The organism is Arthrobacter humicola (assembly GCF_039531445.1).
Classification (GTDB): Bacteria; Actinomycetota; Actinomycetes; order Actinomycetales; family Micrococcaceae; genus Arthrobacter; species Arthrobacter humicola.
Genome location: NZ_BAAAQB010000025.1, coordinates 46,363 through 66,319 on the forward strand (window position 1 = coordinate 46,363; position 19,957 = coordinate 66,319).

20 protein-coding genes and 1 tRNA gene are annotated in these 19,957 nt (G+C 66.2%); 7 read left to right on the top strand and 14 right to left on the bottom strand.

Annotated features, from left to right (window positions below):
- Positions 1-38: 38 nt before the first annotated feature.
- Together ABD243_RS07470 and ABD243_RS07475 are read left to right on the top strand one after the other, a co-directional pair.
- Positions 39-512, top strand: a complete 474-nt coding sequence (locus ABD243_RS07470; protein WP_091249664.1) for an Lrp/AsnC family transcriptional regulator — start codon at positions 39-41, stop codon at positions 510-512.
- Positions 513-1,143: 631 nt separating this feature from the next.
- Positions 1,144-1,557, top strand: a complete 414-nt coding sequence (locus ABD243_RS07475) for a hypothetical protein (protein ID WP_344363883.1) — start codon at positions 1,144-1,146, stop codon at positions 1,555-1,557.
- Positions 1,558-1,711: 154 nt separating this feature from the next.
- Here ABD243_RS07475 and ABD243_RS07480 read toward each other — a convergent pair whose 3' ends face one another.
- Together ABD243_RS07480 and ABD243_RS07485 are read right to left on the bottom strand one after the other, a co-directional pair.
- Positions 1,712-3,328, bottom strand: coding sequence for a solute symporter family protein (locus ABD243_RS07480; RefSeq protein ID WP_116768232.1), 1,617 nt, complete (start codon positions 3,326-3,328; stop codon positions 1,712-1,714).
- The gene (locus ABD243_RS07485; RefSeq protein ID WP_116768233.1) at positions 3,325-3,705 is read right to left on the bottom strand and encodes a DUF485 domain-containing protein; all 381 of its coding nucleotides are present in this window, start codon (positions 3,703-3,705) and stop codon (positions 3,325-3,327) included. The genes ABD243_RS07480 and ABD243_RS07485 overlap by 4 nt, the downstream gene beginning before the upstream one ends.
- Before the next feature lie 251 nt (positions 3,706-3,956).
- On the opposite strand from ABD243_RS07485, the gene ABD243_RS07490 reads away from it, so the two are divergent.
- The 4 genes from ABD243_RS07490 to ABD243_RS07505 all read left to right on the top strand — a co-directional run bounded on the left by ABD243_RS07490 (position 3,957) and on the right by ABD243_RS07505 (position 7,870).
- Positions 3,957-5,168 carry a sensor histidine kinase gene (locus ABD243_RS07490; protein WP_091250010.1) on the top strand — a complete coding sequence of 404 codons (1,212 nt, stop codon included), beginning with the start codon at positions 3,957-3,959 and terminating at the stop codon, positions 5,166-5,168.
- Positions 5,169-5,215: 47 nt separating this feature from the next.
- Entirely contained in the window at positions 5,216-5,935 is a 720-nt protein-coding gene (locus ABD243_RS07495) for a LytR/AlgR family response regulator transcription factor (RefSeq protein ID WP_344363887.1), read from the top strand.
- Positions 5,932-6,306, top strand: coding sequence for a DUF485 domain-containing protein (locus ABD243_RS07500; protein WP_116768235.1), 375 nt, complete (start codon positions 5,932-5,934; stop codon positions 6,304-6,306). The genes ABD243_RS07495 and ABD243_RS07500 overlap by 4 nt, the downstream gene beginning before the upstream one ends.
- A gap of 91 nt (positions 6,307-6,397) precedes the next feature.
- On the top strand, positions 6,398-7,870 hold the full coding sequence (locus tag ABD243_RS07505) for a sodium/solute symporter (RefSeq protein ID WP_344363889.1): 1,473 nt from the start codon (positions 6,398-6,400) through the stop codon (positions 7,868-7,870).
- Positions 7,871-7,895: 25 nt separating this feature from the next.
- Here ABD243_RS07505 and ABD243_RS07510 read toward each other — a convergent pair whose 3' ends face one another.
- The 6 genes from ABD243_RS07510 to rpsB all read right to left on the bottom strand — a co-directional run bounded on the left by ABD243_RS07510 (position 7,896) and on the right by rpsB (position 12,952).
- A complete protein-coding gene (locus tag ABD243_RS07510) occupies positions 7,896-8,522 on the bottom strand; it encodes a DivIVA domain-containing protein (RefSeq protein ID WP_344363891.1) in 627 nt (208 codons plus the stop codon).
- Positions 8,523-8,555: 33 nt separating this feature from the next.
- Positions 8,556-9,476, bottom strand: coding sequence for a phosphatidate cytidylyltransferase (locus tag ABD243_RS07515; RefSeq protein WP_116768238.1), 921 nt, complete (start codon positions 9,474-9,476; stop codon positions 8,556-8,558).
- Entirely contained in the window at positions 9,476-10,033 is a 558-nt protein-coding gene (gene frr, locus ABD243_RS07520; RefSeq protein ID WP_091249643.1) for a ribosome recycling factor, read from the bottom strand. The genes ABD243_RS07515 and frr overlap by 1 nt, the downstream gene beginning before the upstream one ends.
- A 132-nt stretch (positions 10,034-10,165) precedes the next feature.
- Positions 10,166-10,903, bottom strand: a complete 738-nt coding sequence (gene pyrH / locus ABD243_RS07525) for a UMP kinase (RefSeq protein WP_116768239.1) — start codon at positions 10,901-10,903, stop codon at positions 10,166-10,168.
- A gap of 187 nt (positions 10,904-11,090) precedes the next feature.
- A complete protein-coding gene (gene tsf / locus ABD243_RS07530) occupies positions 11,091-11,927 on the bottom strand; it encodes a translation elongation factor Ts (RefSeq protein WP_116768240.1) in 837 nt (278 codons plus the stop codon).
- Positions 11,928-12,070: 143 nt separating this feature from the next.
- Positions 12,071-12,952: a 30S ribosomal protein S2 gene (gene rpsB, locus ABD243_RS07535; protein ID WP_091249638.1), complete on the bottom strand. Its 882-nt coding sequence runs from the start codon at positions 12,950-12,952 to the stop codon at positions 12,071-12,073.
- A 712-nt stretch (positions 12,953-13,664) separates the two neighbouring features.
- Between rpsB and ABD243_RS07540 the strand changes: the two genes are divergently transcribed.
- A complete protein-coding gene (locus tag ABD243_RS07540; protein WP_344363895.1) occupies positions 13,665-14,270 on the top strand; it encodes a M23 family metallopeptidase in 606 nt (201 codons plus the stop codon).
- 81 nt (positions 14,271-14,351) lie between these two features.
- Here the strand turns inward: ABD243_RS07540 and ABD243_RS07545 are convergent, their stop codons facing one another.
- The 6 genes from ABD243_RS07545 to ABD243_RS07570 form a co-directional block, all read right to left on the bottom strand.
- The gene (locus tag ABD243_RS07545) at positions 14,352-15,542 is read right to left on the bottom strand and encodes an acyl-CoA dehydrogenase family protein (RefSeq protein WP_344363897.1); all 1,191 of its coding nucleotides are present in this window, start codon (positions 15,540-15,542) and stop codon (positions 14,352-14,354) included.
- A gap of 198 nt (positions 15,543-15,740) precedes the next feature.
- Positions 15,741-15,814, bottom strand: a tRNA-Ile gene (locus ABD243_RS07550).
- Positions 15,815-16,063: 249 nt separating this feature from the next.
- Entirely contained in the window at positions 16,064-17,254 is a 1,191-nt protein-coding gene (locus ABD243_RS07555) for a glycosyltransferase (protein ID WP_425547161.1), read from the bottom strand.
- A gap of 110 nt (positions 17,255-17,364) precedes the next feature.
- Positions 17,365-18,267 (bottom strand): DMT family transporter, encoded by a 903-nt coding sequence (locus tag ABD243_RS07560; protein WP_344363900.1) that lies wholly within the window; start codon positions 18,265-18,267, stop codon positions 17,365-17,367.
- The gene (locus tag ABD243_RS07565; RefSeq protein ID WP_116768245.1) at positions 18,267-18,890 is read right to left on the bottom strand and encodes a CDP-alcohol phosphatidyltransferase family protein; all 624 of its coding nucleotides are present in this window, start codon (positions 18,888-18,890) and stop codon (positions 18,267-18,269) included. Before ABD243_RS07565 ends, ABD243_RS07560 begins: the two co-directional genes overlap by 1 nt.
- A 55-nt stretch (positions 18,891-18,945) precedes the next feature.
- A complete protein-coding gene (locus ABD243_RS07570) occupies positions 18,946-19,836 on the bottom strand; it encodes a phage holin family protein (RefSeq protein ID WP_344363905.1) in 891 nt (296 codons plus the stop codon).
- Positions 19,837-19,957 lie beyond the last annotated feature (121 nt).

Here is a 19,957-nt window from a genome sequence, read left to right on the forward strand (position 1 = left end):
CTGTTTGGCACCGGCGGACCGTGCTAATCTTGCGCATTATGCAACCCTTGGATGGCACGGACACCCGCCTGCTTTCGGCCATGGCCCGGGACCCGCGGCGGACCGTGGTGGCCCTGGCCCAGAAGCTCGGACTATCGCGCAATACGGTGCAGGCCAGGATGGCCCAGCTGGAGAAGAAGCATGTTTTCCTCTCCTTCGAGCGGCGCATCAATCCGGTGTCCCTGGGGTACCCGCTCATGGCTTTCATCTCCGTCCATGTCCAGCAGCAGAAACTGGGCAGCCTCGCAGTGGAGCTCGCCGGCATTCCGGAAATCCTGGAGGGCTACGGCCTGACCGGCTCGGCCGATCTGCTCCTGCGCGTGGTGGCCCTCGACGCCGAGGACCTGTTCCGGATCAACGGCAAGATCCTTGCCTGCGACGGCGTGGACCGGACCGATACGGCCCTGGCAATGGGCGAACTGATCCCGTTCCGGATCCAGCCACTGCTGGAACGCGGATCCGCCGACACCTGATCTTCTGCATCTCCGGGCCCCGGCGAGGCTGCCCTCCGCGATGCCGTTCCGTGCGCCTGATCCGTGCGCCTGATCCGGGCACCTGATCCGGGCACCTGATCTGGGCCAATGGTCCGCGCTGACGTTCTGCGCCCCTGCTCTGTGCCGTCGGCGGCCGCGGCGCTAGGCTGTGTCCATTGGGTCCCCCTTGAGCCCTTGGGGCCGCGCACGCGGCCCTGCACAACAGGCGGTGGATGTCTGGACTGCCGGAAAGGCTTGAACAGTGAGCAGTCCCGAGGAATCGCACCGCCCGGTACCGCCACAGCCCGGGCATGATCCCGCGGTCGGCCACCCGGCACCACCCGCACCGCAGCAACAAACACCCGCCCCACCAGGGCAGCCGCCCGTTCAGTACTATGCGGCTCCGCCTGCCGGAACTCCGCCCTACGGTCCTTCCGCCAATGGGGTTCCGCCGGACGAGCAGCCGTACGGCGCCCCGCCGTACGGCCCTCCGGCCAGCGGCGCCCCGCCGTACGGCCCTCCGTACGGCCTTCCCGCGAACAGCACCGCGCCGCCCGGCTACGCCCCGCCCTACGGTCCGCCATACTACGGGGGCCCGGCCCAGCCTCCCCCGAAAAAGAGCCACAAGGCATTGTGGATCGTCTTGGGGATCGTGGGCGGAGTCCTGCTCCTGGCGGTTGCCGGCGTCGTCATCCTGCTCAATGTGGTGGGCGGAACCACGAACCAGGCGCGGGGCCTCGCGGACGACTTCAACAAGCTCATCATCGCCGGCGACGTCGACACTGCCTACGACAAGTACCTGGACCCCGCCCTCATGCAGAAGCTTTCGCGGGAAGAGTTCGCCGCCGGGGTGCACAGCCTGGGGTTGGACGACAGCTGCAAGGCAAACTACACAAGCCTCAAAGTCAGTTCCAGCAACGGCACCAACGCGGCCGATGTCGCCGGCTCCATCGACTGCGACACCAAGAGCGTGGAGCTGGTCTACCGTTTCGAGGGCAGCGACGAACTGAAGATGGTCAATATCCGGCTGCGGCCGCAGCGCTGACCCGGGTCATCGCTCCCTGCTGCAGCCCGCCGCCCCACAACAAAGGAGCTCCCGTGCTGCTGCACGTGAGCTCCTCCGTTGTGGAACCGGCGTTGTGGAACCGGAGTTGTGGAACCGGAGTTGTGGAACCGGCCGGGCGCGGCGGGCGCGGGTCCTAGTGGTTGGTGGCCTTTTCGGCCCCCACGCCGGTCAGGGAACGGACCTCCATTTCGGCCTGCTTCGTAGGGTCTTCCTTCCGCTTGTCCAGGACGGTGCCGAGCCAGCCAAGGAAGAACGCGAGCGGGATGGAAACGATGCCCGGGTTACTCAGCGGGAAGATGGCGAAGTTGGCGCCGGGGATCATCGAGGTCTTGGACCCCGATACCACCGGGGAGAGCACGATCAGGATGATCGCCGCGGACAGTCCGCCGTACATGCTCCACAAGGCTCCCTGGGTGGTGAACCGGCGCCAGAACAGCGAGTAGAGGATGGTCGGAAGATTGGCGGAGGCAGCAACGGCGAAGGCGAGCGCCACGAGGAACGCGACATTCTGTCCATTGGCGAAGATGCCGCCGGCGATCGCCAGCAGGCCGATCACCACCACGGTGCGGCGGGCAACCTTGACCTCAGTGTCGGCGTCGGCCTTCCCCTTGGCGATGACGCTGGCGTAGATGTCATGGGCGAAGGATGCCGCCGCGGTGATGGTGAGGCCCGCGACGACGGCCAGGATGGTCGCGAAGGCCACAGCCGAGATGAAGCCCAGGAGTAGCGGGCCGCCGAGGTGGAAGGCGAGCAGCGGCGCGGCCGAGTTGACGCCGCCGGGAGCCGCCTTGATGGTGTCGGCACCCACCAGAGCAGCAGCGCCGTAACCGAGCACCAGGGTGAAGAGGTAGAAGATGCCGATCAGCCAGATGGACCACACCACGGACTTGCGGGCTTCCTTTGCGGTCGGAACCGTGTAGAAGCGCATGAGCACGTGCGGCAGGGCTGCCGTGCCGAGCACGAGGGCCAGGCCGAGGGACATGAAGTCAAGCTTGGAGGTCTCGGTCTTGCCGTATTGCAGTCCCGGGTTGAGCATGTTCGGGTTGCCCGAGGTTTCCACCGCGCCGCCCAGCAGGTCGGACAGGTTGAAGCCGTAGATCGCGAGGACCCAGAAGGTCATGACGGCGGCGCCGGCGATCAGGAGCATGGCCTTGATGATCTGGACCCACGTGGTCCCCTTCATCCCGCCGATCAGGACGTACATGATCATCAGGGCGCCGACGACGACGATCACCAGGGCCTGTCCGCCCCAGTCGCTGATACCCAGGAGCAAAGAGATCAGGCTGCCGGCACCGGCCATCTGGGCCAGCAGATAAAAGAAGCAGACCGCCAGCGTTGAGATGGCCGCCGCGATGCGCACGGGGCGCTGCTTGAGCCGGAAGGAGAGCACATCGGCCATAGTGAACTTGCCGGTATTGCGGAGCAGTTCGGCGACGAGCAGCAAGGCGACGAGCCAAGCGACCAGGAAGCCGATCGAGTACATGAAGCCGTCGTAGCCGTTGATGGCAATGGCACCGGTGATGCCCAGGAAGGACGCCGCGGAGAGGTAATCGCCGGCGATCGCCGTACCGTTCTGCGGGCCGGTGAAGGAACGGCCGGCCGCGTAGTAGTCGGCAGCCGTCTTGTTGTTGCGGCTGGCCCTGATCACTATGACCATGGTGATGGCGACGAACACGGCAAAGATGCCCATGTTTAGCAGGGTGGTGTCTTTGAGGTCGGTGACATTGACCGCGGGGACCATGAGTGTCATTTTGCTGTTCCCCCTACCGGGTTGCCGTGCTTGTCGAATTCATGCCCTTCGATTTCGTGGCGGATCTCGGAGGCGATGGGGTCCAGTTTGCGGTTGGAGTAGCTGACGTACCAGCCGGTGATGGCGAAGGTGGAGACGAACTGCAGCAGGCCCAGGATCAGGCCGATGTTGATGTTGCCCCAGACCTTGGTCGACATGAATCCCACCGCATAGTCGGCCAGCAGGACGTAGGCGAAGTACCAGAGCAGGAATGCAATGGACATCGGGAAGACAAAGCTGCGGTGACGTTTGCGCAGTTCCTTGAACTGCGTCGTCGACTGGACTTCCTTGAAGTCCACGGCCGCCGCTGCGTCCGTTTCTTGGGCGTCGTGACCCATCGGTTCCTCCTCGTTGAGACTGGTGAGTCCACACCGGCTGCCGTGGTCTACTCGGAACAACCTTCCGGCCAATGTGACTGCAATCACTGTGTACCGTGACGCGCATTACCTTCCAGTGCCGACGGGGTCCGCGTAGCCAAACGGTCGCCATGCTGCGCCAAGCGGCAGCCAAACGGTCCAGGACGTCGTCTCCCCTGGCCTCCATGCAGGCCAGCGCCGGCGGGTCCGGGACCGACGGTAGGCTGAGCACCATGCCGGACTCTCCCCTGTTCACCGCCGCCGCCGTAGCGGTGATCGCCATGGCGATCGCGGTGGTCGTCGCCGTCGGACTCAAGGTGCTGCGTTCCTTCCGCGACCTCGGCACCGATGCAGAGCGCGCCACCTACAAGACGCTGCATGCCGCATCCCGTGCCGGCCAGTACCTGCGGACCGGGCTGAACCCCGCCGGCGCGGCCAAAGCCAGCCGGCAGCTACGCGGCCTCCTGGGCTGCGACGCCCTCGCCATCACCGACACAACCGGTGTGCTCGCGTGGGACGGTGCCGGCGAGGAACTCAGGCCGGCCCTGATGGGGCTCGCGTCAAAGGTGCTCGACGGCGGCCACCTCGCTGTCATTCCGGCGGGTGAACTCCAGTTGCTGGCCGCCGGCGGCGGGACGCTGGCTCCGGAGGTGGAGCGCGCCGTCGTGATCGCACCGATCAAGACCGGCGCCCGGGTGGTGGGTGTCGTGGCCGCCTTCGCGCCGGCCGCCGGCGCCGGACTCGTCCGTGCCACCGGCGAGGTGGCCGACTGGGTGGCCACCCAGGTGGAACTGGCCGAACTCGACGCTTCCCGGACCCTCCTGATGGAGGCCGAGGTCCGGGCCCTGCGCGCCCAGATCAGCCCGCACTTCATCTACAACTCGCTCAACGCGATCGCGTCCTTCATCAACACGGACCCCGAACGTGCGCGGGAGCTCGTAGTGGAATTCGCCGATTTCACCCGCTACTCCTTCCGACGCCACGGCGACTTCACCACCCTGGCCGAGGAGCTGCGCTGCATCGACCGGTATCTGCTCCTGGAGCGGGCGCGCTTCGGGGACCGCGTCCAGGTAAGCCTGCGGATCGCTCCGGAGGTCCTCAGCACCGTGATCCCCTTCCTAAGCCTGCAGCCGCTCGTCGAAAACGCGGTCCGGCACGGCCTTGAAGCCAAAGAGGGCCCGGGCCATATTTCCATCACGGCGAACGACTCCGGCGCGTTCGCCGAAGTGACGATCGAGGACGACGGCGTGGGCATGGACCCGGAACAACTGCGGTCTGTTCTTGCCGGACACAGCGACGGCGAGCACGTGGGCCTGCGCAACGTCGACGCCCGCTTGCGGCAGGTGTACGGGGACGACAACGGCCTGGTAATCGAGACGGCGCCCGGCGAAGGGACGCTGATCACGATGCGCGTCCCCAAGTCCCAGCCCCGCCACGACGCCTGATGCCGGCCCCAGGCTCTCGGAAATGCCTGCGGCAGTAGGCTATTGCCATGATTAACGTCCTCGTCGCCGACGACGAGCTCCCCGCCGTTGAGGAACTGGCCTTCCTGCTCGGCAAGGATGACCGGATCGGCGCCATCCACCGGGCCTCCTCGGGCGCCGAAGCTTTGCGTGCCCTGGCGGCCGAAGACGTCGACGCCGTCTTCCTCGACATCCACATGCCGGCGCTGTCCGGGCTGGATATTGCCCGGGCCATTTCCCGCAGTGCCCGTCCGCCCGCAGTCGTCTTCGTGACCGCAGACGAGGACTGCGCGCTGGAGGCGTTCGAGCTCGCGGCCGTGGACTATCTTCTTAAGCCAGTACGCGCCGAGCGGCTGGCGAAGTCGATCGGCCGCATCAGCGAACTGCTCAAAGACGGCGCCCCGGCGCCGGAGATGATCACGGTGGACCTGGGCGGAACCACCAAGATGATCCGGCGGGAGGACGTCACGTACGTCCAGGCGCAGGGCGACTACGCCCGGCTGCACACCGCGGACGCGAGCTACCTCATCCGGGTTCCGCTGGCCGACCTCGAGCAGCAGTGGGCCGACGCCGGATTCCTGCGCATCCACCGCTCCTACCTGATCGCACTGAGCCATGTCGGCCACATGAAGCTCGCCGCCGCGCGGCCCAGCGTCACCGTGGCCGGCGCCGAGCTTCCCATCAGCCGCCGGCATCTGCCGTCCGTCCGGGAAAAGCTCGAGGCAACCCGCATCCGGCCGCAGGCATGACCCGGGTCCGCGTCACGGCGCCCCGCAGCCTCAGGCCGACCGCAGTCCTGACCGGCGGGCGCTCCGCCGCGGCGTTGCGCGAAGCGGCGGAAGAGTCCGACGCCGGGCAGCTGTTTGTCCGTTCGCTCATCCGGTCCCAGCTGCGTCTGGCGCTCGTGGTGGCCCTGGGCTTCCTGCTGATCCTGCTGGCCTTTCCGCTCATGCTGGGTCTGGTCCCGGGCCTGGCAGACTCCACCATTGCCGGCCTTCCCTTTGACTGGGTCCTGCTGGGCGCCGGGATCTATCCTGTGATTGGTCTGAGCGCCTGGTTGTACGTGCGGACCGCTGCCAGGAACGAGGCCCGCTACCGGGACCTCGCCGGCGACAAGTGATGGCACGCATGTCCGGACGCATGAGGGGGCCGGCGACGGGGCAGGTGACCGGCCGGGCGGCTGGGCACCTGCCGGGACGGGCCGGCGGAACGTGAACCCCGTCGTCGGAGTGGCCGCCTTCGCCGCTGTCACGCTCGCCACCGCGGTTGTCGGTTTCTACGGATTGAAGGTCTCGCGCACCACCGGGGACTTCTACGTCGCGTCCCGGACGGTCAAGCCGTGGTGGAACGCCTCGGCGATCGGCGGGGAGTACCTCTCGGCCGCGAGCTTCCTGGGTGTCGCCGGGCTCATCCTGCTTTCCGGCACCGATGCCCTCTGGTATCCGGTGGGCTACACGGCCGGGTACCTGATGCTGCTCCTGTTCGTCGCCGCTCCCCTGCGCCGCTCGGGCGCCTACACGATTCCGGACTTCACGGAGGCGCGTCTTGATTCGAGTGCCGTCCGCCGGGTCACAAGCCTGGTGGTGGTGGTGGTCGGCTGGCTCTACATCGTCCCACAGCTGCACGGCGCGGCCCTGGCCATCCGGATCACCACGGGCCTGCCGGCGTGGGTGGGACCCGTGGCGGTGGTCGCCGTCGTCTGCATCACCGTGGTGGCGGGCGGGATGCGTTCCGTCACGTTTGTCCAGGCCTTCCAGTACTGGCTCAAGCTGACCGCGCTGGCGGTGCCCATCGTGTTCATCCTGTTGGTGCTGGGAGGCGCCACCGGTACAACCGCCACCGCGGCGCCCCCCGCCGTGAATCCGTCGGCACTGGCTCCCGCGGGCCCGTATCAGATCATTTCGCTGCTCGTGGCCCTGCTCTTTGGAACCCTCGGGCTGCCGCACGTACTGGTCCGGTTCTACACGAATCCGGACGGGCAGTCGGCGCGCCGGACCACCCTGATTGTCCTGGGCCTGCTCTCGGTGTTCTACCTGCTCCCCACGGCCTACGGCATGATCGGCCGCGTCGTGGCTCCCGACCTCGCCGAAAGCGGCCAGGCCGATGCCCTGGTGCTCCTGTTGCCTGGCCGGGTGGTTGGCGGGATGGCCGGCGACCTGTTATCGGCGCTGGTGGTGGCCGGGGCGTTTGCCGCGTTCCTGTCGACGACGTCGGGCCTGGTGGTCTCGCTGGCGGGCGTGATCAGCCAGGACGTGTTTGGCGGCAGTGTGCGGGGCTTCCGGCTGGCCGCACTCATCTCTGCGCTGGTCCCGCTCGGGATCGCGTCGATGACCGAATCGATGGCGCTGGCCGGCAGCGTGGGTCTGGTGTTTGCCTTTACCGCCTCCACAATCTGCCCGGTCCTGCTGCTGGGCATCTGGTGGCGGGGGCTGACGGATGCCGGGGCGATCGCGGGCATGGTGACGGGCGGGGTGTTCTGCGGCAGCGCGATGGTGGCAGGTTCGGTGCTGGGCGCGGCGGCGACGCCGTCGTGGCTGGCGCAGCCCGCCGCCTGGACCGTCCCTGTCGCGTTCGCCGTCATGGTGCTGGTATCGCGGGCAACGCAGGGCCGGGTACCGCGGACCATGACACGCGTCATGACCCGGCTGCACACCCCGGAACGGCCGCTCGCGACGGAACGCTGATCCGACGTCGGGCCAGCGGGGCGGGTTAGTCGATGGCGGCCATGAGCTCGACGGCGCGTTCCAGGAACGCGTCCACCTGGCTTTCCTCATAGCCATCCCGGCCCACGGCGGGGCGGAACACCGCACGCCGGACGTTGTCCACGCTCAGCGGCTGGTCCTCCTCGAGGTAGCCGATCAGCTCGTGGCAGAGGTCATCAACGTCAGTGGTGTTGTAGCTGCGGGCTTTGGGCTTGGACGGACGCCGGAACCGCTGGCCGTCCGGGCGGTGCAGGCGCCCGCGCAGGACCCCCGCGAGCCGGCCGATTTCGCGCAGCCAGGCTTCCTCGCCGCGTTCGGCCACCAGCTCATCGCGCTCCAGCCGGGCGAGGGCGTCCTCGAGCCGGTCCAGCGCGGCATCCACACCGGAGGCGGCGTAGCCGCCCTTCACGGGGTCGAAGGAGACAGCGCGGACGTCGGCGCTCTTGATGGCGCGTGCGGCCGACGTCGGAGCTTCGAACGACACCCGTGCGCGCTGCAGGAAATCGTCGACCTGCTTGGCGTTGTAGCCGTACTGGTTCCCCTGCACGCGGTCAAAAGACGCAGGAATCTGCCGTTGAATGTCCACTGTTACTTTGTTCCTTCGATGCCGTTCGGCTGGTTTGCTCGGCACCATTCTAGGGGCCGGAAGGGCTGGTCCGGGATGCGCCTATGCGCCGGCGACGGCGGAGAAGAGAATGAACGCTGCCGGGGAGGCGAAAACGATCGAGTCCAGGCGGTCCATGACGCCTCCGTGGCCGGGAAGAATGCTGCTCATGTCCTTGATGCCGAGCTCGCGCTTGACCATGGATTCGGCGAGGTCGCCGGCGGTGGCGGCGGCCACCATGCCCACGGCAAGCACGACGCCGACCCACCACGGCTTGCCCAGTACGAAGACCGTGGCGAGCACGCCAATGATCACCGCTCCCGCGATCGAACCCGCGAAGCCTTCCCAGGTCTTCTTGGGGCTGATCTTCGGAGCCATCGGATGCTTGCCGAGGGAGGCGCCCACGAGGTAGCCGAAGGTGTCGTTGGCAACCACGAGGAGCAGCAGCGTCGCAATCTGCCAGGCGCCGGGCGGGATCACGCCGCCGGGCCAGAGCCCGACCGGTGTCTCGCCCTCGGGAGTGTGCAGCAGCAGAGCGGCGAAGCTGATCATGAACGGCACCCAGGACAGGGTGAAGACCCCGGCGAAGATGCTGCGCGCCGATCCGGCCGCGCCTTCAAGGGTCCGCCACAACAGCACCGCCACACTGCTGGCCAGCATGGCAAAAAGCAGGCTCTCGAGGCCGCCAAAGTAGGCGGCGATGGGCATGGCCACCGTGCCGACCATCACCGGGACGATCGGCACGCGGGTGCCGGCGGCCTCCAGGGCGCGGAAGACTTCCCAGACGCCGAAGATCGCGAAGGTCATGGTGATCAGGACAAAGCCCAGCGGGAGGAAAAGCAGTCCGCCGAGGACACACACGAGCATGCCAACGCCCACCACGGTAGCGGCGGGCAGGTTCCGGCCCGCCTTGGGCGTCGGGTTTTCGCGTGGTTTCCCCCGCCTCCGGGCGCGCGGCCCGGAGGCCTCCTGTGCCTGATTCATCAGACCTCGAGCAGCTCAGCTTCCTTGCGCTTGAGCAGCTCGTCAATCCCGTCCACGTGCGCCTTGGTCATGGCGTCCAGTTCCTTCTCGCCGCGGGCGCCCTCGTCTTCGCCGGCTTCGCCGTCCTTGACGAGCCGGTCCAGCGTTTCCTTGGCCTTGCGGCGGATGTTGCGGATGGACACCTTCGCGTCCTCGCCCTTGGACTTGACGATCTTGACGTATTCCTTGCGCCGTTCGCTGGTCAGCTCCGGAATGGTGATCCGGATGACATTGCCGTCGTTGGAGGGGTTGGCGCCCACCTCGGAGTCGCTCAGGGCGCGCTCGATGTCACGCAGGGCCGTCTTGTCGTACGGGGTGACGAGGATGGTGCGGGCATCCGGCACCGCGAAGGAGGCCAGCTGCTGCAGCGGCGTCGGAGTGCCGTAGTACTCGACGATGACCTTGTTGTACAGGCCAGGCGTTGCGCGGCCGGTCCGGATCGAGGCGAAGTCTTCCTTGGCTACCTCAACTGCCTTGTCCATCTTGTCCCCGGCTTCGAGCAAGGTTTCTTCGATCACGGTCTCTCCTCAGAAATTGGTGCGTCCCGGCGGCCGGGGCGCGGCACGTTTTCTTGTGCGCCTGTGCATTCCGCCTGGCGCCTGTGTTTTCCGCCTAGCAGCGGAAAGGTCCTGAAAACATCCTAGCCGTTGCTAGGGGGTGACGACGGTGCCCAGGTCTTCGCCGCGGATGGCGCGGGTGACGTTGCCCTCGCCTTCCATGCCGAAGACCACCATCGTGAGCTTGTTGTCCTTGCACATGGTCATCGCGGTCTGGTCCATGACCCGGATATCGCGGCGCAGAGCGTCGTCGTAGCTGAGTCGGTGGAGCTTCTCCGCCGTCGGGTCCTTCTTGGGGTCGGCGGTGTAGACGCCGTCGACGCCGCTCTTGGCCATCAGGACGACGTCGGCGTGGACCTCCATGGCGCGCTGGGCGGCCACGGTGTCCGTAGAGAAGTAGGGCAGGCCGGCGCCGGCACCGAAAATGACAACCCGGCCCTTTTCCATGTGACGGATGGCGCGGCGGGGAATGTAGGCCTCGGCGACCTGGCCCATGGTGATGGCGCTCTGCACGCGCGTTTCCACCCCGGCCTGTTCCAGGAAGTCCTGGAGGGCGAGGCAGTTCATGACGGTTCCGAGCATGCCCATGTAGTCGGCGCGGGAACGGTCCATGCCGCTCTGGGACAGTTCGGCGCCGCGGAAGAAGTTGCCTCCGCCGACGACGATGGCGACCTCGACGTCGGGAACAGCGGCCGCGATCTGCTTGGCCACGCCACGGACGGTGTCCGGGTCAACGCCCAGTTTCCCGCCGCCGAAGACCTCGCCGGAGAGCTTCAAGAGGACGCGGCGCCTGTTCTTCTTTGGCTGGGCTGAAGTGGTGACGGTTTCCATGGTGCCTTCCCGTTGGTGAACTCTGAGTTAGGTTATCGTGCTGGGGGCCCAAGGCGGCATTCCGGCGGTGGCCGAAACGGGTACCTCGTGCATGCATGCAAAAGGGGTGGCCACCGTGGTGACCACCCCCTTAGCATGTCTGGCTATTGTCCGACGTATGTCTGACCAGCGCCTGACTGTTGTCTGACTAGGAGCCGACGCGGAAGCGCGTGAAGGCAGTTCCCTTGACGCCGGCCTCTTCGAGGACCTGGGCGACGGACTTCTTGGCATCCTTGGCGAATGCCTGGTCAACGAGGACCTCGCCCTTGTAGAAGCCGGTAACGCGGCCTTCGACGATCTTGGTCATCGCAGCCTCGGGCTTGCCCTCGGCCTTTGCGGTTTCCTCGGCGATGCGGCGCTCGGACTCGACGAGCTCGGCCGGAACGTCCTCACGGGTGAGGTAGTTCGGAGCCATGGCGGCGATGTGGACGGCAACGTCGTGGGCTGCGGTGGCAGCTGCTTCGCCTTCGCCGTCAACAGCGAACAGGACGCCGACCTGGGCCGGGAGGTCCTTGGAGGTCTTGTGCAGGTAAGCGTCGACCGTAGCGCCCTCGATGCGGGAGAGACGGCGGACAACAACCTTTTCGCCTAGAACCGCACCCTCTTCGATGACGACCTCGGACAGCGGCTTGCCGTCAACCTCGGTGGCCAGCAGGGTCTCGAGGTCAGCGGCGCCGGACTCGACAGCCACGGCCAGGACCTTGTCGGCCAGCTGGATGAACTTGTCAGCCTTGGCGACGAAGTCGGTCTCGCAGTTGACTTCGATCATCACGCCGACGCCGTTGGCGACCTTGGCAGCAACCAGGCCTTCAGCGGTGGAGCGGCCTTCGCGCTTGGTGGCGCCCTTGAGGCCCTTGATGCGGATGATTTCGATGGCCTTTTCGGCGTCACCGTTGGCTTCGTCAAGAGCCTTCTTGACATCCATCATGCCGGCGCCGGTGCGCTCGCGCAGAGCCTTGATATCAGCGGCAGTGTAGTTCGCCATGTGAACCCCTCTGTCTAGAAATTTATGTGGTGTACGGACCGACAGGACGGCTGCTCACCGAGTGAGCGGCCATCCTGTCGGTACCCCCTGCGCCGCAGGCAGCTGCATGCAGCGTGAGGGGAGATCCAGATTTACTTGTCTGCCTACTTGGCTTCGTCAGCAGCCGGTGCTTCTTCGGCGGCCGGAGCAGCCTCTGCAGCCGGAGCTTCTTCAGCAGCCGGTGCTTCTTCAGCGGCGGGCGCTGCAGCAGCTTCAGCCTTGTTGCCCTCGAGGAGTTCGCGCTCCCACTCGGCCAGCGGCTCTTCCGGAGCTTCCGTGGTGCCGGTGGCGCGCTGGTTACGGGCGATGAGGCCCTCAGCAACGGCGTCGGCGACAACGCGGGTCAGCAGGTTGACGGAGCGGATGGCGTCGTCGTTGCCCGGGATCGGGAAGTCGACTTCGTCGGGATCGCAGTTGGTGTCCAGGATGGCCACAACCGGGATGTTCAGCTTCTTGGCTTCGTCGACAGCAAGGTGTTCCTTCTTGGTGTCAACGATCCACAGCGCGGAGGGCGCCTTGGTCAGGTTGCGGATACCACCGAGGTTGGTTTCCAGCTTGGTGAGTTCGCGGCGAAGGAGCAGCAGTTCCTTCTTGGTGTATGCGGAACCGGCGACGTCGTCGAAGTCGATCTCTTCCAGTTCCTTCATGCGCTGGATGCGCTTGGAGACGGTCTGGAAGTTGGTGAGCATACCGCCGAGCCAACGCTGGTTGACGTACGGCTGGCCAACGCGGGTGGCCTGCTCGGCGATGGATTCCTGCGCCTGCTTCTTGGTGCCGACGAAGAGAACGGTGCCGCCGTGTGCAACGGTGGCCTTCACGAACTCGTAGGCACGGTCGATGTAGGACAGCGACTGCTGCAGGTCAATGATGTAGATACCGTTGCGCTCCGTGAAGATGAAGCGCTTCATCTTCGGGTTCCAACGGCGGGTCTGGTGTCCAAAGTGGACGCCGCTGTCAAGCAGCTGGCGCATAGTTACGACGGGCATGCCGACGCTCCTTCCGGCAGGTCATTCATGAGAGAGCCCATGGCTCTCTTACCCTGCCCATAGTTGACGGTTATTTAGCAATCACCCGGGATGGGCGTTGCTCCTGGCATCCACTGCGCTTCCCATCCGTGCCGGAGGGAACGGACCGCAGGAGGCGCAGTCCTCCGCGGCGGAAGTTTGAGGCTTCTTTTGAGGAGGGCTGGATACGCGTAGTCAGCTGCTGCTCCCCCGCACCCCTGAATGAGGCGTGCCGGCTTGAACAATCACGACGGCCGCGACGACCATCACAATGCCTAACACGGTGACTGTCGCAGTGACTATCGCGGTGATCATCACAAGCGTGAGGGCACAGCAAACTGCTCCACCAAGTGTACTACAGCAGCCCCGCCCCGAAGGACCGCTTTCGCCGGGCAGCGGGGCCGGGATCCGGGGGTTGGAGGGGGCCCGCCGGGACTCGGAACGAGGACAGGTGGGCGCCGGGTCGGGACGTGGACCGGGGAACGCGCAGTCGCCGGGGTCGGGACGTGGACCGGGGAACGTGCAGTCGCCGGGCCGGGCCGGGGCCGACGGGCACCGGCTCGGGGCCGACGGGCACCGGCGGCCCAAGCCCCGCCCGGCGCCCGCCAAACTGGCGCCCGGGCGACGCTCGCGCTTTTCCACATAGCAGCCGAGGACGATTCCGCCCGGCGAGCTGCCGCGGCAGGCTGGAGGCATGAAGATCGCCATCGGCCTGACGGCTTTGCTCCTGGCACTGCCCACGGCGCTCACGGTTCCGGTCCCCCAGCGTCCTGCACCCGAGGCTTTCGTCGCCGCCGGGTCGGGCCCCGCCGGTCCCGAGGTTTCGATGTCCAGTGTCCGGGGCTCCCCGGGGGCACCGGCTGTCCCGGCACCCACCTGGGACTGGCCGCTCAGTCCGCGGCCGGCTGTTCTACGCGGCTTCGATCCCCCGGCAAAGCCGTGGCTCAGCGGTCACCGCGGGGTCGACATTGAGGCGGCATACGACGGCGCCCCGATGTTCTCACCGGAGGCCGGGACGGTGAGCTTTGTCGGAGTCGTGGTGGACCGGCCGGTCATCACCATCGATCACGGCAACGGGCTGCGCAGCAGTTTCGAACCGGTGGCCAGCGCCCTGACGGCGGGGGCCGCGGTGGCCAAGGGCGACATCCTGGGCCGCGTGCAGATCGGCCACTGCGGTCCTGCGCCGCCCTGCCTCCATTGGGGCGTCCGCCGAGGCGAAGACTACGTGAACCCGCTGGCCTTCGTAATGGATCTGAGGCCCTCAGTCCTGCTCCCGCCCCTGGTGACCGGCCCCGGGTGAGGGGCAGGCGGGCGGGCGCCGGTTGTACGCTGCAGGGTGCCCGGTACCGGTTGCCCGGTGCCGACGCCGAGCCAGGGTGCCTTAGACGATCGCGGAAATTCCGGTAATCGCGCGGCCGGTCACGAGGGTATTGATTTCGTGCGTACCTTCATAGGAGTAAATCGCCTCGGCGTCGGCAAACACTTTCGCCATCTCGAAGTCCGTCACGATTCCGTTGCCGCCGAGGATGCTCCGGCCCAGGGCCACACTTTCACGCATGCGCGCGGTGGTGAACGCCTTGGCCAGTGCGGACTGCTCGTCTTTGGCCTCGCCGGAGTCCTCCAGCTGGGAAAGCCGGACCATCATGCCCATGGAGCTGACGGCATTGCCAAGGATCTGCACGAGCTGGTTCTGAATCAGCTGGAACGAGGCAATCGGGCGGCCGAACTGGGTGCGCTCAACGGCGTAGCGCCGGGCGACGTCGAAGGCCGCAAGCTGCTGCCCCACCGCCTGCCAGGCCACGGCGAGGCGGGTGACCTTGAGGACTTTGTTGGTGTCGCGGAAGCTGTTGGCGTTGGCGAGTTTGAAGAAGTCCGGCACCACCACGTTGTCGAGGGTGATGTCGGCGTTCTGAACCGTGCGCAGCGAGATCTTGTTCTCGATCTTCGTGGCGCGATACCCCTCGGTCTTGGTGTCAACGAGGAATCCTTTGACCTGGTTGTCGTCGACGTCCCGGGCGTAGATGACCACCCAATCGGAGAAAGTGGCGTTGCCGATCCAGCGCTTGGCGCCGTTGAGGATCCAGCGGTCACCCTCTCGCCGGGCTGTGGTGCGGGTGCCGCCGGCGACGTCGGAGCCGCCGAGCGGTTCGGTCAGGCCGAAGGCGCCGATCTTCTTGAGGGAGTAGATGTCCGGAAGCCATGCATCTTGCTGTTCCTGCGAGGCAAGGGCTTCGATGGAGCCGGTGAACAACCCGTCATGGACGCCCATGAACGTCGCGATCGACGTGTCCGCGCGGGTGGCCTCGGCATGCAGGATTCCTGCGAAGAGGTTCGAGTAGCCCTGCCGCTTGACCGGGCTGACGAGGTCGATTTCGGCGAGCTTCGGGATCAGGCCCATGGGGAACTCGGCGCGGTTCCAGCAATCGACGGCGATCGGCTTGACCTCGCGGGCGAGGAACTCGCGAACTTCGGCCAGCCTGTCCCGCTCCTTCGCACTGAGAAGCTGCTCGAAGGCGAAGAAGTCACCGTCGGCGTAGGGCAGGTTGTGGATGTCGATTCCAGCTTTGGACATGATGTTCCTTCACTCGTGATCAGCAGCGACCAAAAGGACACGGGCTTCGCGCCTGCGCTATGTTACTCACCAGTAACTTACCGCAGTTCGGGGACCGCCGCAAGCAGCGGCGCCACGCAAAGGGAGCCGCGGCCGACGTCGGACGTCAGCCACGGCTCCCGTGGGTGCGGACCCGGAGAGGAGGTATCCGCACAAATGTAGGGCTACTCGGACTTGAACCGAGGACCTTAGGATTATGAGTCCCGCGCTCTAACCAGCTGAGCTATAGCCCCTTGCGCCCGGAGCCAGGCCGGACCCGTGGGGGCCGGACTGCTTCCGGGCAAAAACACTCTAGCAATAGTAGACGCAACCCACGTGCAGGCCACCACTGCGGCTGGCGGCCTGCTGATGCCCGACGTCTCCGCCGGCCATGGCCGGCCTGCGCCGGGACTTGACTCAGCTGGAGCAGGACGAGGCCGGAAGACACTGCTAGGCCGGAGGACACAGCGAGACGGGGCACCGGCAGAGCAGATGCAGCCTGCCTAGACGACCAGGTCGTCGTAGCTGGCGCCCCGGTAGATGTCTTCGAACGTTTGCAGCGTCCGCTCGATGCCGTGGCTCTCTACCATTTCGCGGCTGATCTTCCCCATCGCCTCAAGCTGGTCCTCGGGCAGCGAGAGCACGCGCGCCAGCTTGGCGGCGAGATCATCGCTGTCGTTGGGGGTAAAGAGGTAGCCGTTCTCACCTTCGCGCACCAAGTGAGGCAGCGCCATGGCGTCGGCCAGCAGGACGGGGGTCGACGCCGACATCGCCTCCAGAGTCACGAGGGACTGAAGTTCCGCCGTACCGGGCATGCAGAACACATCCGCCGCGATGTACGCCTCGCGGAGTTCGGCGTCGCTGGCCAGGCCGAGGAACTTGACCCGGTCTGTCAGCCCGAGCCGGGCGACCTGGGCTTCGAGGGCCGGGCGCACCTCGCCGCCGCCGACGATCTCCAGATGGATGTCCAGGTCTTTGGGCGTCTTGGCGACGGCGTCGATCAGCACGTCCACGTGCTTTTCCTCGGCCAGCCGGCCGACGAAAAGCGCAGTGGGGCTGGCGTGGCGTTCAATCGTTTCGTCGGGACGCAGCTCGTAGGCGGCGGCGTCGATGCCGTTGGAGAGAGGCAGGACCTTGCGGAGGAAGGCGTGCTGGTGCATGGCCCTGGCAGCGAGCGGTGTGGGCGTGGTCACAACGTCCGCCTGGCTCATGACCTTTCCCATGTCCCGCCAGGAGATCCGGCCGATGATGTCTTTGAACCACTGCGGGAACGGCAGGAACGGGTTCAGGTTTTCCGGCATGAAATGATTCGTCGCCACCACGCGGATGCCGCGCTTCACGGCCTCGTACAGGACGTGCTCGCCGATCATGTAGTGGCTCTGGATGTGCACCACGTCCGGTTGGATGCGGTCGAACAAGAGAGCGATTTCCTTCTTGATCTCCCAGGGGAAGGTGATCCGGAAGTACTCGTGCGTCGGCACGGAGTGGGAGCGCAAGCGGTGCACGGTGGCCTCTTCGCTGAACTCGGTGAAGCTCGGGCCCTTGCCCGGGCGGCATGCCAGTACGTGCACATTGTGTCCGCGGGCTGTCATCCCCTTAGCGAGACGGTAGCCGAACTGGGCGGCCCCGTTGACGTGGGGCGGGTACGTGTCAGCGGCAATCAGGATGGTCAGCGGAGGCTGGTTGTCGGACATGGTCACGTGAAGAGCTCCTGGTGGTCGCTGGCGGGCAGCTGGATCAAAGGTGGCCGGCTGGCGGTCGGTGCAGGCGCACCGGGCCTGTAGCCTAAGTCTGGACGGACGCCCTAGGACCTGCCCGCAGCCTTCCGCGCTTCCTTCTTGCGCTTGGTGACTTCCGGGTGGTGCCTGGAAAGGGCTATTACTCCCACGATAGCAAGGGATGCCGCCGTCCCCATGGCAATGGCCATAACGGGTTGTACGTCGGGACGCAGTTCTCCCAATATGACGATGCCGATTGCGATGCCCACAATGGGGTCGATCACGGTCAACCCGGCGATCACGAGGTCCGGCGGTCCGCCGGAATAGGCGTTCTGCACAAACCACGATCCCAGAACGCCGGCAGCAACGATCGCCACAAGGCTGTACCACGGCACATTCAGCAGGAACAATCCGTTCGGGTCCAGCAGATGCCTGCCGATGATGCGGGTCAGGACCGCTACGAAGCCGAAGAGAACCCCTGCGCCCAGGATGTAGACGAAGGCGCTCATGCGGTGCTTGAACAGGAGGGCGAGCGTGCCGAAGAGCCCCACCGCCAGGGCCAGGAGCAGGACGATGGTCAACTCGTCCTCGCTACTCACATTGTGGTTTTCCTGGGTCACGTTGACGGCCAGCACCACGAACATTGCTGAGCCGGTCACGCAGGCTGAGATGGCGACGATGGTGGCCCGGTTCATGCTCAGGCCCTGGTCCTTGGTATTGACCACGGTGGTGATGACCAGGGCGATCGCGCCAATCGGCTGCACCACCGTCAAGGGCGCCATGACGAGGGCGACGGCGTTCATCGCCATACCGACGCAGAGCAGCAGGAACCCAAAGACCCAGCGCGGATTGCGCACAAGCCGCAGCAACCCATGAGTGCTCAGCGCCAGGCCGCCGGTGTCGGCCTTGACCGCGCTCCCCTGGCGCTGGGCGCCGAAGGCCAGGCAGAAGGCGCCAAGTACCGCAAGCAAAACCGCAAGCCAGACCATCAGTCGGAGCCGCCGTCGTGCGTCCGCAGTTCCCTGCCCTTGCCGATGATGGCCCAGACGTAGTTGTAGGCCGCGATCCAGTGTCCCACCAGGCCGAGGCCCAGGAAGATCCAGGCGACCGTGGCGTAAACCTCGGCGGCCGGCACCGGGAGTTTGGACAGCACCAGCAGCGGCGTGCCCACCAGCAGCAGACCCGTGCGGATCTTTCCGATGCGGCTCACGGGCAGGTCCGGGTGGCCATGGAAGTAGAACAGTGACAGGGCCAGCAGGATCGCATCCGGGACCAGCAACGCGGCGAGATACCACCACTGGACGACGCCGGCGATCACGAGGGTCACGGCGACGGCGATCAGCGACAGCCTGTCGGCAATGGGGTCCATGACCCGGCCAAGGTTGGACATCTGATTGAAGCGGCGGGCAATGTAGCCGTCCACCCAGTCGGTGCTGGCCATGACAGCGAGCACGAGGGCAGCGTAGCCGTACTCCTGCTCCGCGAGGACGAGCCAAATGAAGAGGGGAACACCCAGGAAGCGCACCACGGTCAGGATGTTGGGAACCGTGAAGACCGCGTCGCGGTGGACGAGGGGCTGCCCGGGGCGGGCACCAGCGCCGATGAATTTCATCGATTCCCCCTTTCCGTGGACGGCAACGGTTTGGCGTGTGGGTTCAGGGATCTGCCTAGCCCTTGAGCAGCTTGCGCAGGAGGACCGCTAGTGCGGCCCCCGACGCTGCCAGCACCGCAAGGGGCTTCCAGCGCTGTTTGATCTGGCCGGCCAGGCTCTGCCCGTCGGCGGCTGTGGTCGGCGCTCCCGCCGAGGAACGGGCTGAGGCACGGGCCGCGCGGAAGCCCGCGATTTTGTCCTCGAGCTGCTCTTTGCTTTCCTGCAGCCGCGCCTGGGTGGCGGCCACCAGCCCCTGGGCCTGGGTCTTGACGTCGAGTTCCCGGCCGAGTTCGTCCCGCACGCCGGTGAGATGCGTGCGGCGCTGATCCAGCCGGCGTCGGAGTTCCGCCTCGGTGGGGGCTGGACCCAAGTCCGGCTTGGCGGCAGCCTTGGCTTCCTTCTCGGCCTTCGCCTTGGCGGCGGCGGCTTCCTTGGCGGCCTTTGCGGCCTTGTACTGTTCCGAGTTCGGGTCAAGGACGGCCGCGTCGAAGGCCGACCCTTCCTTGGCGACGCCGAGATCGTGCTTGAGTCCCCGGAGTGTGTCCTCGGGGACCAGCGGCATGGCGGCCTTGAACTTGTTAACGCCGATGAGCGCCCCGATCGCGGCGATGATCAGGAAGAAGGCGCAGACCAGCAGTGCGGCAAGCCAGGCCGGCATGATGGTGGCCAGACCCATGATGGCGGCAACGACCAGTCCGATCACCAGCAGAGCGACAAAGATCAGGGCGACGGCCAAGAAGGCGCCGGCAACGCCGAGCTGGATCCCCTTGCGCTTGATTTCGGCTTTGGCCAGAGCAATCTCGTCATTGAGCTGCCGGGGCGCGAGTTTGAAGATCATCTTCAGGGTTTTCGGCAACGCGGAAATGCGCAGCCCGCCGCCTGTCCCGCCGCTGTGACGTCCGCTCATCGGTCCTGCCTAACTGGTGCCATCCGTCGTTCCGCTCCCGCGGGCTTGCCGGGTCTGGACAGCTTCGCACAGACCCCGGGGTCAAAACTATCATTTCGGCTCTTGGGGGGCCTTTTCGGGC

Excerpts from the sequence above, each read along its gene's own strand:
- ABD243_RS07570 (WP_344363905.1), bottom strand. The coding sequence starts at position 19,836 with ATGAGCGGACGTCACAGCGGCGGGACAGGCGGCGGGCTGCGCATTTCC.
- ABD243_RS07545 (WP_344363897.1), bottom strand. The coding sequence starts at position 15,542 with ATGTCCAAAGCTGGAATCGACATCCACAACCTGCCCTACGCCGACGGT.
- ABD243_RS07495 (WP_344363887.1), top strand. The coding sequence starts at position 5,216 with ATGATTAACGTCCTCGTCGCCGACGACGAGCTCCCCGCCGTTGAGGAA.
- ABD243_RS07540 (WP_344363895.1), top strand. The coding sequence starts at position 13,665 with ATGAAGATCGCCATCGGCCTGACGGCTTTGCTCCTGGCACTGCCCACG.
- tsf (WP_116768240.1), bottom strand. The coding sequence starts at position 11,927 with ATGGCGAACTACACTGCCGCTGATATCAAGGCTCTGCGCGAGCGCACC.
- ABD243_RS07500 (WP_116768235.1), top strand. The coding sequence starts at position 5,932 with ATGACCCGGGTCCGCGTCACGGCGCCCCGCAGCCTCAGGCCGACCGCA.
- pyrH (WP_116768239.1), bottom strand. The coding sequence starts at position 10,903 with ATGGAAACCGTCACCACTTCAGCCCAGCCAAAGAAGAACAGGCGCCGC.
- ABD243_RS07555 (WP_425547161.1), bottom strand. The coding sequence starts at position 17,254 with ATGTCCGACAACCAGCCTCCGCTGACCATCCTGATTGCCGCTGACACG.
- ABD243_RS07515 (WP_116768238.1), bottom strand. The coding sequence starts at position 9,476 with ATGAATCAGGCACAGGAGGCCTCCGGGCCGCGCGCCCGGAGGCGGGGG.
- ABD243_RS07480 (WP_116768232.1), bottom strand. The coding sequence starts at position 3,328 with ATGACACTCATGGTCCCCGCGGTCAATGTCACCGACCTCAAAGACACC.
- ABD243_RS07470 (WP_091249664.1), top strand. The coding sequence starts at position 39 with ATGCAACCCTTGGATGGCACGGACACCCGCCTGCTTTCGGCCATGGCC.
- rpsB (WP_091249638.1), bottom strand. The coding sequence starts at position 12,952 with ATGCCCGTCGTAACTATGCGCCAGCTGCTTGACAGCGGCGTCCACTTT.
- ABD243_RS07510 (WP_344363891.1), bottom strand. The coding sequence starts at position 8,522 with ATGGTGCCGAGCAAACCAGCCGAACGGCATCGAAGGAACAAAGTAACA.
- ABD243_RS07485 (WP_116768233.1), bottom strand. The coding sequence starts at position 3,705 with ATGGGTCACGACGCCCAAGAAACGGACGCAGCGGCGGCCGTGGACTTC.
- ABD243_RS07560 (WP_344363900.1), bottom strand. The coding sequence starts at position 18,267 with ATGGTCTGGCTTGCGGTTTTGCTTGCGGTACTTGGCGCCTTCTGCCTG.
- ABD243_RS07490 (WP_091250010.1), top strand. The coding sequence starts at position 3,957 with ATGCCGGACTCTCCCCTGTTCACCGCCGCCGCCGTAGCGGTGATCGCC.
- ABD243_RS07565 (WP_116768245.1), bottom strand. The coding sequence starts at position 18,890 with ATGAAATTCATCGGCGCTGGTGCCCGCCCCGGGCAGCCCCTCGTCCAC.